This is a genomic window from Aequorivita lipolytica (assembly GCF_007997135.1).
GTDB classification, from domain to species: domain Bacteria; phylum Bacteroidota; class Bacteroidia; order Flavobacteriales; family Flavobacteriaceae; genus Aequorivita; species Aequorivita lipolytica.
Map to the genome: position 1 here is coordinate 85982 of NZ_VORU01000003.1, position 11640 is coordinate 97621.

Sequence of the window (11640 nt, forward strand, 5' to 3'; positions counted from 1 at the left end):
AGGCTTCGGTACAATTGCTACTTTTGAATAAAATTTCAGGAATGGCAGACAAACAAGCATTTTTTGACCACATAGAGTCGGGCTACGCTACAAAAGGTGATTTCATCACGCTCGGATCCGCAATGTTTGAAGGCGAAACCATAACTGATGCATACGTAAAAATCCCTCTAAAAACCCTGAACCGCCACGGATTGATTGCTGGTGCAACAGGAACTGGGAAAACAAAAACACTACAGATAATTGCCGAAAATCTTTCTGAGAAAGGAATCCCAGTCCTTTTGATGGACGTTAAAGGTGACCTTAGCGGTATTGCCCAGCCTGGAACCAATAATTCCAAAATTCAAGAACGCCACGCTGCTATTGGCTTTCCGTATGAACCGAAAAAATTTCCTACAGAAATATTAACACTTTCAGAACAAGGAGGCGTTCGTCTTCGTGCTACGGTTAGTGAATTTGGACCAGTACTGCTCTCTCGAATTCTAGATTTAAGCGATGTTCAGGCAGGCATTGTTTCAGTAATCTTTAAATACTGTGACGATTACAAAATGCCGTTGCTTGATTTAAAAGATTTCAAAAAAATACTACAATACACCACAGATGAAGGCAAAGACGAATTTGCCGAAGCTTATGGCCGAATTTCCTCTTCTTCCACGGGAGCTATTCTTCGTAAAGTTGTGGAATTGGAACAGCAAGGCGCCGATATTTTCTTTGGTGAAAAATCTTTTGATCCGCAGGATTTACTTCGTATTGATGAAAACGGAATGGGCTATATAAACATCATCCGTTTGACCGATATTCAGGACCGTCCAAAGCTTTTTTCAACATTTATGTTGAGCCTTTTAGCAGAAATCTACGCCACATTTCCCGAACAAGGCGATAGCGGCAGGCCAGAACTCGTTATTTTTATAGACGAAGCACATTTAATTTTCAACGAAGCCAGCAGCGCACTGCTCAATCAAATTGAAAGCATTGTAAAACTGATTCGCTCCAAAGGTGTGGGCCTCTATTTTGTAACCCAAAATCCGACCGATGTGCCTGATGCTGTTTTAAGTCAATTGGGTTTGAAAATTCAACATGCACTTAGGGCGTTTACAGCGAAAGACAGAAAGGCAATCAAGCTAACCGCAGAAAATTATCCGCTTTCCGACTATTATAAAACTGACGAAGTTTTAACGGCTTTGGGTATTGGTGAAGCATTGGTAAGTGTCCTGAATGAAAAAGGAATTCCAACGCCACTGGCACGCACAATGCTTCGTGCTCCAATGAGCCGGATGGACATTTTAACCGATGATGAACTAAAAGATTTATTAAAAACCTCCAAGTTAATCCCGAAATACAACGAAGTTGTAGATCGCGAAAGTGCTTATGAAATGTTGAATGAAAAAATAGAAATAGCAAATAAAGAAGAAGCAAAAGAAAAATCAAAACAGGAAAAAGAAGCCTATAAAAAAACTTCTACTAGCCGAGGTAGTTCTAGCAGAAGAAGCACTTCAAATCCTTGGCTAAAAACTCTTTCCAGCCCTACGGTTATAAGAAGTGTCCTTGGCATTTTGGGAAAAATGATGCGGTAAGGCTGTAAGCTGTAAGCTGTAAGCTGTAAGCTGTAAGCTGTAAGCTGTAAGCTGTAAGCTGTAAGCTGTAAGATAAAACAATTAACTCTTAAACTCATAAACTTTTAAATTTAAAACATAAATGAAAAAAACACTTTTACTAATAGGAATAGTTTCACTTGCTTTTGTACAATGCGGAAAGGATAGCGATCCTTTTGCAATTAAAAATGGCGTTATTGGGAATTTAAATAACGAAATAAAGATTAAACAGATCGATTCCATCTTCGCGGAAGATTCTATCGTAAAAATAAATTCATCCCCCAATGCCCTTGAAACCCAAGGTGAAGTGGAAATTTATGAAAAAGGCGGAAAAAAACTTTTATTGCTTTCTCCCGATGATGAAAACGACCCAAATTCAACGATAACAAACGTTCAGGTTTTTGATGCGCGTTACAAAACTGAAAAAGGGCTAACCACAGCAAGTACGTTTAAAGACGTAAAAGCAAATTATACAATTGACAATATTGAAACAACCATTAATGCAGTTGTAATATTTTTAAAGGAGACTGATGTTTATTTAACCATCGACAAAAAAAGCCTACCTGAAGAACTTCGGTACAACATGGATCTTAAAGTTGAGGCCAGTCAAATACCCGATGTTGCGCCTATCAAATATTTTATGATTGGTTGGGAACCTGCTGCTGAATAATTGCAGGCGCTGCAAAGTTTTTGTTAAGGTTAATAACAGAATGAATGTTTTCCTTTAATTTTAATCCAATTAACCATCAAATTTAATTCATTATGATCAAGATTTTAGGATTTGTTTTAACCATTGCCGGCGGAATTGGCTTAGTGATGGGCATACTTGGCGCATTTGGCAGTATGAATGTCGGGATGAGCCCTTGGGCCTTGATAATTTTAGGGATAGTATTCTTTTTTGCAGGTATTGGGCTACTTAAAAATAGAAAAGATACTGATCAATCATAAATAATAATTTCAAACCCTTTGTACTACAAAGGGTTTTGTCTTTAAATCTAATTACCATGCCAAACCCAAGAATTAAGAACGAAGAGCAATACCAAGCGCTGCGCGATAAAGGCTATAGCCAAGAAAAATCCGCGCGAATAGCGAACTCTTCAAACGCCTGGAAAAAAGGAGGCGAGGCAAATCCTTATGAAGAATGGACTAAAGACGAACTTTATGATCAAGCCAAAAATGCAGATATTGAAGGCAGGTCAAAAATGAAAAAGGAAGAATTAATTCAAGCTTTAAGGAACAATTAAATGAGCAGTCAATTAAGACCATTTCATCTTGCCGTTCCTGTAGATAATTTGGAACGTTGCCGAAAGTTTTACAGAGACGTACTTGAACTTCCCGAAGGTCGCAGTAGTGACCATTGGGTAGATTTTGATTTTTTTGGACATCAATTCGTAATTCATTTAAAGGAGAAAAAAACTGAAGATAACGCGAGTACTAATCCTGTGGATGGAAAAAACGTGCCAATACCGCATTTTGGGGTTATTCTAGATATGGAAACCTTCAAAATTTTTTCTGAAAAATTACAGCGAAAAAATATTAAATTTATTATTGAGCCCTACATTCGTTTTGAGGGTGAAGTGGGCGAACAGGCAACCATGTTTTTTAAAGATCCTGCTGGCAACGCACTCGAATTCAAAGCTTTTAACGACTTAACCCAATTGTTCGCAAAATGATAAAACAAATTCCGACCCAAATTATCCGACAGATATTTGTCATTTTGCTTATTTTGACAATGGGAACCCTTATTTTTAGGGAACTGCTCCCCTATCTTACCGGAGTTTTAGGCGCGATTACCATTTATGTCCTAATGCGAAATTGGATGACAAAATTGGTAACAAGAAAAAAGTGGAACCCTTCACTTGCTGCATCAGTCCTCATGCTTCTTTCTTTCTTTGGAATACTAATCCCCATAGCAGGAATTATTTTGATGCTAACCAATAAAATTGGAGATGCCGTTGAAAATTCTGCAGAAGTTGTTGCCGCACTCAAGGAGCAGCTGGGCAAAATTGAAGATAAAGTAGGTTATGATCTCAACTCTCAAATAGACCCATCTGCTATTACCGGCTGGCTTTCGGAAAATCTACAAAACTTAGCGGGTGGTACCTTTAATGCATTTATTGCTATCGGCTTAATGTATTTTATGCTTTATTATATGTTTACGAACCGCACCAATTTAAGAGAATCACTCAAAGGATACATTCCGATGGACAAGGATAATCTTAAGGAAATCGGTTCAGAAGTACAGGCCATGGTTCGCTCCAATGCGCTAGGAATACCTATGGTTGCAATAGCGCAAGGAATTATCGCGTTAATAGGGTTTTTTATTTTTGGAATTGAGGATCCCTTCTTTTGGTTTGCTATTGTAACTATTGGAAGTATGATTCCTTTTGTGGGAACTTTAATTGGAATCTTACCTGTTTTCGTCCTAACCCTTTCAACCGGCCACGCTTTCCAGGCTTGGGGAATTCTTATTTATGGATTTGTGGTTGTAGGCTCAACAGATAATATAATTAGACTCTACGTTCTTAAGAAATTAGACAACGTTCATCCTTTGGTAACACTTATAGGGGTTATTGTTGGAGTGCCTCTTTTCGGTTTTATAGGTTTAATCTTTGGACCTTTGTTAATCAGCCTTTTCATGGTATTGGTTAAAATATACCGCAAGGAATATGGCAAATACAAGGTAGAATCCCAAGAAGAATCGTTGAAAAAAATAGTGAAATGAATGTTTTCAAAAATAGACAGAACAGCCTTCCCGCCCGCTGAAAAACCAATGATGGTTTGGGATGGCGAATGTGGTTTTTGTAAATACTGGATCACACGGTGGAAATCAAAAACTGAAGACCGCATAATTTATAGAACATTCCAACAGGTTTCAGAGAATTATCCTGATATCCCTTTAAAAGAATTCAAAAAAGCATCCCGGCTTGTTGAAACGGATGGTTCTATCTACAGCGGACCAGATTCTGCGTATAGAAGTTTTAATTATTTTGAAGAGTCCGATTCCCGATGGCATAATCTATATTCTAAGAATGGATTTTTTACTTCGGTAAGCGATTACACTTATAATTTTATAGCTAATAACAGAAGTTTTATGCTCAAAATAACAAAGCTCTTCTTCGGAAATGATCCCGCGGCAATAAAACCTTATTGGTTTATATTGCTACTATTTGTTTTTTCAATAGTTTATGTGCTGCTGACATATTTATAACATAATTTTAAAAGTATTCAATTTTCAAAGCTTTACTTTTAGAAAAGAAAAAAAAACAAATTATGCTATTCGGAAAAAAGAAAGATAAGAAACCATCAAACATCGCTATGATGGACTCCAAGGTAAACGAAGATTATGTGGAGGAAAAAGTTACCAAAATAAAGGATGAAGACGTTGAAATAGTAATGGATAATGAAGAAGCCATTTCTAAAAAATTGAGCAATGCCGGTCCTTTGCGCAAATATACAGAACTTGGAAAAATCATGTTTTCAATGCTAAAAGATGTAAAAAAAGGCAGTTATACAAATGTGCCTTGGTTTACTATTGCAACCATAGTTGTGGCTTTACTCTATGTCTTCAATCCATTTGATCTGGTTCCGGATTTTATTCCTGGAATTGGCTATATCGATGATTTGGCAGTCCTTTCTATGGGAATGGGCTGGATTGAAACCGATCTTCACAAATATCTGGATTGGCGACTATCTGGTGGGGAAGAAGCTTAAACGCTTCGCTGCTCGCGTGCTAACAATGTATTTTTTAGAAGCATGGCAATCGTCATCGGTCCCACGCCACCGGGAACGGGAGTGATGAATGAAGCTTTTTTGCTGACATTTTCAAAATCTACATCGCCAGTTATTACGTAGCCTTTTGGGTGGCTTGCATCTTCTACTCTAGTAATTCCAACATCTATAATTACAGCATCATCTTTTATCATTTCGGCCTTTAAAAAATTGGGAACTCCCAATGCCGAAATAACAATGTCTGCCTGAGTAGTAATTTGCGCAATATTTTTTGTATTGCTGTGCGTTAGTGTTACCGTACTGTTTCCTGGCCAGCCCTTTCGGCTCATTAAGATGCTCATTGGTCTTCCTACAATGTGACTTCTACCAATAACAACAGTGTGTTTCCCTTTTGTATCTACATTATATCTTTGAAGTAATTCAAGAATTCCGAAAGGCGTTGCTGGAATGAACGTACTCATATCCAAAGCCATTTTTCCGAAATTCTCCGGATGAAAACCATCTACATCCTTGGAAGGATCTACGGTAAGCAGTACTTTTTGGGTATCAATTTGCGGAGGCAACGGAAGCTGAACAATAAAACCGTCAATATTATCGTCTTCGTTAAGCTCCTTAATTTTTTTCAGCAATTCCAATTCGCTAGTGGTTTCGGGCATTTTCACCAAAGTAGATTCAAAACCAACACGTTCGCAAGCTCTTACTTTGCTTCCCACATACGTAAGACTAGCACCATCATTACCCACAATAATTGCGGCAAGATGTGGTACTTTTTCGCCGTTGGCTTTCATCTTATCAACTTCGGCTGCGATTTCGTTTTTGATGTCGTTTGAAACTTTCTTACCGTCGAGTATTGTCATTTGCTGTATATTATTTGTTATTTGTTAAAAGTTAATTGTGGGTGGTTCCATTAACCGTTAACAATTAACTCTTTCACTTACCTCATCTTCCCCATTGCCTGCATCATCTTTCTTCCGCCGCCGCCTTGCATCATCTTCATCATTTTACTCATTTGGTCGAATTGTTTCAAAAGTTGATTTACTTGCTGGACACTTGTACCGCTTCCTGAGGCAATTCGTTTTTTGCGGCTTCCATTTATCACGGAAGGTTGTGTTCTTTCTGTTGGTGTCATAGAATGGATTATGGCTTCAATTCCCTTAAAAGCATCGTCGTCGATATCAACATCTTTCAATGCTTTTCCGGCACCGGGAATCATTCCTACCAAATCTTTCATGCTTCCCATTTTCTTAACCTGTTGAATTTGGTTAAGAAAATCATCAAAACCGAATTGGTTCTTCGCAATTTTCTTCTGAAGTTTTCTGGCGTCTTCTTCATCAAACTGTTCCTGGGCGCGTTCCACGAGCGAAACAACGTCTCCCATACCCAAAATTCGATCCGCCATACGGGCTGGGTGAAACACATCAATGGCATCCATCTTTTCACCGGTACCGATAAATTTAATTGGCTTATCTACTACGCTTTTAATGGATATTGCAGCACCACCTCGTGTATCTCCATCTAATTTTGTGAGTACAACTCCGTCAAAATTCAATCTTTCATTAAAGGTTTTTGCCGTATTTACAGCATCCTGCCCTGTCATTGCATCAACCACAAAAAGTGTTTCCTGTGGGTTAATTGCTTTGTGCACGTTAGCAATTTCAGCCATCATCGCTTCATCTATTGCAAGACGGCCAGCGGTATCTACAATCACCACGTTAAAACCATTTTGTTTGGCGTGTGCAATTGCGTTTTGCGCTATTTGAACCGGGTTTTTATTTTCCGGTTCGCTGTAAACCTCAACACCTATTTGGTCTCCCACAACGTGTAATTGGTTAATTGCCGCGGGACGGTAAATATCACAAGCTACCAAAAGTGGTTTTTTCGCTTTTTTGGTTTTTAGATAATTGGCAAGTTTTCCAGAGAAAGTAGTTTTACCACTACCCTGCAAACCGGACATTAAAATAACCGTTGGCGTACCGCTTAAATTGATGCCAGCAGTTTCGCCACCCATCAATTCCGTCAGTTCGTCCTTTACCAATTTAACCATCAACTGGCCTGGTTGCAGCGTAGTTAGTACGTTTTGGCCTAATGCCTTTTCCTTTACAGTATTGGTAAACTCCTTTGCGGTTTTAAAGTTAACGTCGGCGTCCAAAAGGGCGCGACGCACTTCCTTTAAAGTTTCGGCTACGTTTACTTCGGTGATGCTGCCGTGACCCTTCAGTACATGCAGCGCTTTGTCCAGCTTATCGCTTAAATTATCGAACATATTGTTACTTTCTTTTTGAGAATCGCAAAGATAAAAAAAAGTAGGCAGGTTTCAGTGGTCAGTGCTCAGTATTCATTGTTCAGTACTCAGTGGCAATATTCAATGGCATTTTTCAGCGCATCTTGTTTCATGTTTCTTGTTTCTTAGTATCTTTGAAACTGCATCCGCCCAAGAATATGATTGAAGGATTCGTATATTGCAAACCCTATAAAAATATATGGTAAAAGAAAAAGTACTTTCTCCTTTTCAAAAATTCTTCAACCTTCAAAGCTCTACTGGAATACTGCTGTTGGCAACTACCATTATTGCATTGATTTGGGCAAATTCTGCCTTCGCCGGAAGTTATCAGTCATTTTGGCAATATGAAATAGGAATTACTTCAGACACTTTTGAACTTAAAAAACCATTACTTCTTTGGGTAAACGACGGGTTGATGGCTATTTTCTTCTTTTTGATTGGTCTCGAGATTAAACGAGAGTTTCTAATTGGCGAACTCAACACTACCAAAAAAGTAATGTTTCCACTTTTTGGTGCGTTAGGCGGGATTGCGCTACCTGTTATTCTTTACATCATACTCAATCAAAACCCTGACACTTTAAAGGGCTGGGGAATACCGATGGCCACGGATATTGCTTTTTCGTTGGCCATTTTAAAAGTGTTGGGCAATAGAGTGCCCTTGAGTTTAAAGATATTTTTGACAGCGTTTGCAATTGTTGATGATTTGGGTGCGGTATTAGTAATTGCCGTATTTTATAGTAGTAATCTAGACTTGACATTGTTGGGGTCTGCTTTGGCAATATTAGCAGTTGTCTATTATTTAAGTTACAAGAAATTGTATTTTGAATACTTAACAATTGCAGCAGGCATCGTAATATGGCTATTGTTTTTGAAAGCCGGCCTTCACCCTACTTTGGCGGGCGTATTAATGGCTTTTGCAATACCCGTTAGACAAAAAATAAGCACTTTTGAATTTTCTGACCAATTAGAAAGTGTGGTAGAAAACATTAAGAAAAGTAATATTCTTCAAAAGCCAGTTCTGTCGCCAGAGCAACTGGATTTAATAGACGATTTGGAGGACTGGTCTGATAAATACAGATCACCACTTCAGCATTTAGAGCATAGACTGCATAACTGGGTGGCGTATTTGGTAATACCTATTTTCGCCCTCGCCAATGCTGGGGTTGCCCTAACCAGCGAAGGTGGGCTGGAGACGGCATTGATTGTTAATATTGTAATCTGTCTTATTTTAGGCAAGAGTATCGGCATTTCAACAATTATTTTCGTGGCGAGAAAACTAAAAATTATTGAAGTACCTTCAGATATTACCAACAAACAAATAATTGGGGTCTCATTTTTGGCGGGTATCGGTTTCACGATGGCTATTTTTATCGCTAGTTTGGCTTTTAACAACAGTCCAGAATATATAGATTCTGCTAAGATTGGTATCCTCATCGGGTCTTTTCTTTCGGCTATCATTGGTTTTAGCATCCTTCGTTTTAATACGGTTAAAGGGAATTTTAACCACGGCCCTATTCGCAAAAGATAAAAAGTGTATTTACATTTTTCTAAGCAACTTAGCATCCAAAACAACGCTGATTTTATTTAGATATGATTTCATTAAATCGCACCAATTCAGAAAACGAAGACTTTAAAAAACTTGTAAAGCAGTTGGACGCCGATCTTACCATTCGCGATGGTGAAGATCACGCGTTTTATGACCAATTCAACAAGCTTGATTCTATAAAATACGCAGTCGTAGCTTATAACGAAAACAACATACCCGTTGGCTGCGGTGCCATTAAACAGTTTGAACCACAAGTGATGGAAGTGAAAAGAATGTATGTTCCATTAAAGGATCGTGGAAAAGGAATTGCGGTTGAAATATTAAAGGAATTGGAGACTTGGGCTAGGAAGTTGGGCAATACAAAATGTATTTTGGAAACGGGTATTAAGCAACCCGAAGCAATTGCTCTTTACAAAAAGTGTGACTATCAAATTATCGAAAACTATGGGCAATATGCTGGGGTTGAACAAAGTATTTGTTTTGAGAAACTGCTGAAATAAGTCAAATAAAATCTCCATAAGAATTATAAAAACTTCAATAATATTTTTATTATAAAATCTTTCATCGTAATATTGCAATAAATATATATTACGATTATGGGAATCACAAAAACGGAAATCTTCACAGACCAGCAAAACCAGATTGCAATTTTTGCCAAAGCTTTTGGACATCCCGCCCGAGTGGCTATTCTTCAACATTTATTCAAAATTAATAGTTGCATTTGTGGCGATTTGGTGGAAGAAATAGGTTTGGCCCAGCCTACCATCAGTCAGCATTTAAAAGAATTGAAAAACCTTGGTTTGATAAAGGGAAATATTGAAGGCACAAGCATTTGCTATTGCATCGATAAAGATAACTGGACCAATATGAAAGAAGTGATGCTACAGTTTTTGGATCAAGACATTTCCAAAGAAAACTGTTGCTAAAAAAATTTACAAACTAATTACACAACACATTAAAATTTTCAAAAAATGAAAAACGAGCAAGAATTAAAAGAAATAGTAAAAGACCGCTACGCAAAAATAGCCGAACAAGGTAAAGCTGAAAACGCTGCTTCCTGCTGTGGCGCAACAACGCCTTCAAACAAAGTTTATAACATTATGATGGATGACTACTCCGAAACGGGTGGCTATGTTGAAGATGCCGATTTAGGATTGGGCTGTGGCCTTCCGACCCAATTCGCCAAAATAAAAAAAGGGGATACCGTAATTGATCTAGGCTCGGGCGCAGGAAATGATTGCTTTGTAGCCAGACACGAAACCGGAAGCGAAGGAAAAGTCATCGGGATAGATTTTACGCCAATAATGGTTAAAAAAGCACGTGCCAATGCAGAAAAATTGGGTTTTAATAATGTAGAATTTAGAGAGGGAGATATAGATGCAATGCCTATAAACGATGACACTGCAGACGTAATAGTGAGTAATTGCGTTTTAAACCTTGTGCCGAATAAGCAGATGGTAATTGGTGAAATTTTCAGGACGTTAAAACCTGGTGGACATTTTAGTATTTCAGATATCGTTTTGGTTGGAAACCTTCCCGATGCTTTAAAGGAAGATGCTGAAATGTATGCAGGATGTGTTGCAGGTGCAATCCAAAGAGTGGAATATTTACAATTCATAAAAGATGCAGGTTTTCAAAATATACAAATCCAGAAAGAGAAACCTATTGTAATTCCGGATGATATTCTTGAAAAATACCTTTCTTCAGAAGAAGTAAAGACCTTCAATAATTCAGACACGGGAATTTTCAGCATCACGGTTTATGCAGAAAAGCCGGGAACAAAAAAGGACAAACCAAAACTGACAATGGTTAATTTACAGGAAAACGAATCTAGCTGTTCTCCTAATTCTGGTTGTTGTTAATGGAAAATAAACCAGGCTTATTCAACGAGCTAAAAAATTATATTGAAAAGCTTAGCACTGCAACCCTTTCTGAAGAACGCAAAGGGTTGCTTAAACCTTTGATTGATTATATAAAGCGTAAAGCATTAAAAGGCGAACCCACTCTTCTTAACTTTATCTGCACACACAATTCGCGGCGCAGCCATTTGGCGCAGGTTTGGGCGCAGGCAATGTCGGCTTACTTCAACGCACCAAATATTTCATGTTTTTCTGGAGGGACCGAAGCCACAGCAGTGTACCCAATGGTAGTGCAAACTTTGGAAGGAGCTGGCTTTCAAATTTCCAAAGAAACCTCAGCCGAAAATCCTGTCTATCACATAACATACGCCACTAACAAAGATTCCTTGCTTGCCTTTTCAAAAAAATATGACGACGATTCCAACCCCAAAAGTGGTTTTGCTGCAGTAATGACCTGTTCACATGCTGATGCTGGCTGCCCTTTTGTTGCTGGATCGGAAAAACGAATTTCCATAATGTATGAAGACCCAAAAATTTCAGACGGCACTCCCCAGCAACAGCAGATTTATAAAGACCGTAGCGAGCAGATTGCTACCGAAATGAAATACATATTCTCAAAAATCGATTTATAAA

At 38.3% G+C, this 11640-nt stretch carries 15 protein-coding genes; 13 read left to right on the top strand and 2 right to left on the bottom strand.

Features of this window, described 5'->3' with window-relative positions; genetic code table 11:
- Window positions 1–41: 41 nt before the first annotated feature.
- The 8 genes from ESV24_RS05030 (at window position 42) to ESV24_RS05065 (ending at window position 5303) form a co-directional block, all read left to right on the top strand.
- A complete protein-coding gene (locus ESV24_RS05030; protein WP_111814776.1) occupies window positions 42–1571 on the top strand; it encodes a helicase HerA-like domain-containing protein in 1530 nt (509 codons plus the stop codon).
- Between the two features lie 121 nt (window positions 1572–1692).
- Entirely contained in the window at window positions 1693–2259 is a 567-nt protein-coding gene (locus tag ESV24_RS05035; RefSeq protein ID WP_111814774.1) for a hypothetical protein, read from the top strand.
- A 92-nt stretch (window positions 2260–2351) separates the two neighbouring features.
- Window positions 2352–2537 carry a hypothetical protein gene (locus ESV24_RS05040; RefSeq protein ID WP_111814772.1) on the top strand — a complete coding sequence of 62 codons (186 nt, stop codon included), beginning with the start codon at window positions 2352–2354 and terminating at the stop codon, window positions 2535–2537.
- A 56-nt stretch (window positions 2538–2593) separates the two neighbouring features.
- Complete coding sequence (locus ESV24_RS05045) at window positions 2594–2833, top strand: DUF7218 family protein (protein WP_111814770.1); 240 nt, start codon at window positions 2594–2596, stop codon at window positions 2831–2833.
- The gene (locus tag ESV24_RS05050; RefSeq protein WP_111814768.1) at window positions 2834–3262 is read left to right on the top strand and encodes a VOC family protein; all 429 of its coding nucleotides are present in this window, start codon (window positions 2834–2836) and stop codon (window positions 3260–3262) included.
- Window positions 3259–4314, top strand: a complete 1056-nt coding sequence (locus ESV24_RS05055) for an AI-2E family transporter (RefSeq protein ID WP_111814766.1) — start codon at window positions 3259–3261, stop codon at window positions 4312–4314. Before ESV24_RS05050 ends, ESV24_RS05055 begins: the two co-directional genes overlap by 4 nt.
- On the top strand, window positions 4315–4800 hold the full coding sequence (locus ESV24_RS05060; protein WP_111814764.1) for a DCC1-like thiol-disulfide oxidoreductase family protein: 486 nt from the start codon (window positions 4315–4317) through the stop codon (window positions 4798–4800).
- Between the two features lie 62 nt (window positions 4801–4862).
- Window positions 4863–5303 (top strand): YkvA family protein, encoded by a 441-nt coding sequence (locus ESV24_RS05065; protein ID WP_111814762.1) that lies wholly within the window; start codon window positions 4863–4865, stop codon window positions 5301–5303.
- On the opposite strand, the gene ESV24_RS05070 is transcribed toward ESV24_RS05065, so the two are convergent.
- Window positions 5300–6178: a bifunctional 5,10-methylenetetrahydrofolate dehydrogenase/5,10-methenyltetrahydrofolate cyclohydrolase gene (locus ESV24_RS05070; RefSeq protein WP_111814760.1), complete on the bottom strand. Its 879-nt coding sequence runs from the start codon at window positions 6176–6178 to the stop codon at window positions 5300–5302. The two genes, ESV24_RS05065 and ESV24_RS05070, sit on opposite strands and share 4 nt — an antisense overlap.
- Before the next feature lie 77 nt (window positions 6179–6255).
- A complete protein-coding gene (ffh, locus tag ESV24_RS05075; RefSeq protein WP_111814758.1) occupies window positions 6256–7584 on the bottom strand; it encodes a signal recognition particle protein in 1329 nt (442 codons plus the stop codon).
- 217 nt (window positions 7585–7801) lie between these two features.
- Between ffh and nhaA the strand changes: the two genes are divergently transcribed.
- The 5 genes from nhaA (at window position 7802) to ESV24_RS05100 (ending at window position 11639) form a co-directional block, all read left to right on the top strand.
- Entirely contained in the window at window positions 7802–9130 is a 1329-nt protein-coding gene (gene nhaA / locus ESV24_RS05080) for a Na+/H+ antiporter NhaA (protein WP_111814756.1), read from the top strand.
- Window positions 9131–9192: 62 nt separating this feature from the next.
- Window positions 9193–9648, top strand: a complete 456-nt coding sequence (locus ESV24_RS05085; RefSeq protein WP_111814754.1) for a GNAT family N-acetyltransferase — start codon at window positions 9193–9195, stop codon at window positions 9646–9648.
- Between the two features lie 96 nt (window positions 9649–9744).
- On the top strand, window positions 9745–10074 hold the full coding sequence (locus ESV24_RS05090) for an ArsR/SmtB family transcription factor (protein ID WP_111814752.1): 330 nt from the start codon (window positions 9745–9747) through the stop codon (window positions 10072–10074).
- Between the two features lie 45 nt (window positions 10075–10119).
- Entirely contained in the window at window positions 10120–11010 is an 891-nt protein-coding gene (locus ESV24_RS05095; RefSeq protein WP_111814750.1) for an arsenite methyltransferase, read from the top strand.
- Window positions 11010–11639 (top strand): arsenate-mycothiol transferase ArsC, encoded by a 630-nt coding sequence (locus ESV24_RS05100; RefSeq protein WP_111814748.1) that lies wholly within the window; start codon window positions 11010–11012, stop codon window positions 11637–11639. Before ESV24_RS05095 ends, ESV24_RS05100 begins: the two co-directional genes overlap by 1 nt.
- The last annotated feature ends 1 nt before the right edge of the window (window position 11640 follow it).

Bases quoted from the DNA above. Each gene is read 5' to 3' on its own strand.
- ESV24_RS05100 (WP_111814748.1), top strand. From the start codon at position 11,010: ATGGAAAATAAACCAGGCTTATTCAACGAGCTAAAAAATTATATTGAA.
- ESV24_RS05070 (WP_111814760.1), bottom strand. From the start codon at position 6,178: ATGACAATACTCGACGGTAAGAAAGTTTCAAACGACATCAAAAACGAA.
- ESV24_RS05065 (WP_111814762.1), top strand. From the start codon at position 4,863: ATGCTATTCGGAAAAAAGAAAGATAAGAAACCATCAAACATCGCTATG.
- ESV24_RS05095 (WP_111814750.1), top strand. From the start codon at position 10,120: ATGAAAAACGAGCAAGAATTAAAAGAAATAGTAAAAGACCGCTACGCA.
- ffh (WP_111814758.1), bottom strand. From the start codon at position 7,584: ATGTTCGATAATTTAAGCGATAAGCTGGACAAAGCGCTGCATGTACTG.
- ESV24_RS05085 (WP_111814754.1), top strand. From the start codon at position 9,193: ATGATTTCATTAAATCGCACCAATTCAGAAAACGAAGACTTTAAAAAA.
- ESV24_RS05090 (WP_111814752.1), top strand. From the start codon at position 9,745: ATGGGAATCACAAAAACGGAAATCTTCACAGACCAGCAAAACCAGATT.
- nhaA (WP_111814756.1), top strand. From the start codon at position 7,802: ATGGTAAAAGAAAAAGTACTTTCTCCTTTTCAAAAATTCTTCAACCTT.
- ESV24_RS05045 (WP_111814770.1), top strand. From the start codon at position 2,594: ATGCCAAACCCAAGAATTAAGAACGAAGAGCAATACCAAGCGCTGCGC.
- ESV24_RS05060 (WP_111814764.1), top strand. From the start codon at position 4,315: ATGTTTTCAAAAATAGACAGAACAGCCTTCCCGCCCGCTGAAAAACCA.
- ESV24_RS05050 (WP_111814768.1), top strand. From the start codon at position 2,834: ATGAGCAGTCAATTAAGACCATTTCATCTTGCCGTTCCTGTAGATAAT.
- ESV24_RS05035 (WP_111814774.1), top strand. From the start codon at position 1,693: ATGAAAAAAACACTTTTACTAATAGGAATAGTTTCACTTGCTTTTGTA.
- ESV24_RS05040 (WP_111814772.1), top strand. From the start codon at position 2,352: ATGATCAAGATTTTAGGATTTGTTTTAACCATTGCCGGCGGAATTGGC.
- ESV24_RS05055 (WP_111814766.1), top strand. From the start codon at position 3,259: ATGATAAAACAAATTCCGACCCAAATTATCCGACAGATATTTGTCATT.
- ESV24_RS05030 (WP_111814776.1), top strand. From the start codon at position 42: ATGGCAGACAAACAAGCATTTTTTGACCACATAGAGTCGGGCTACGCT.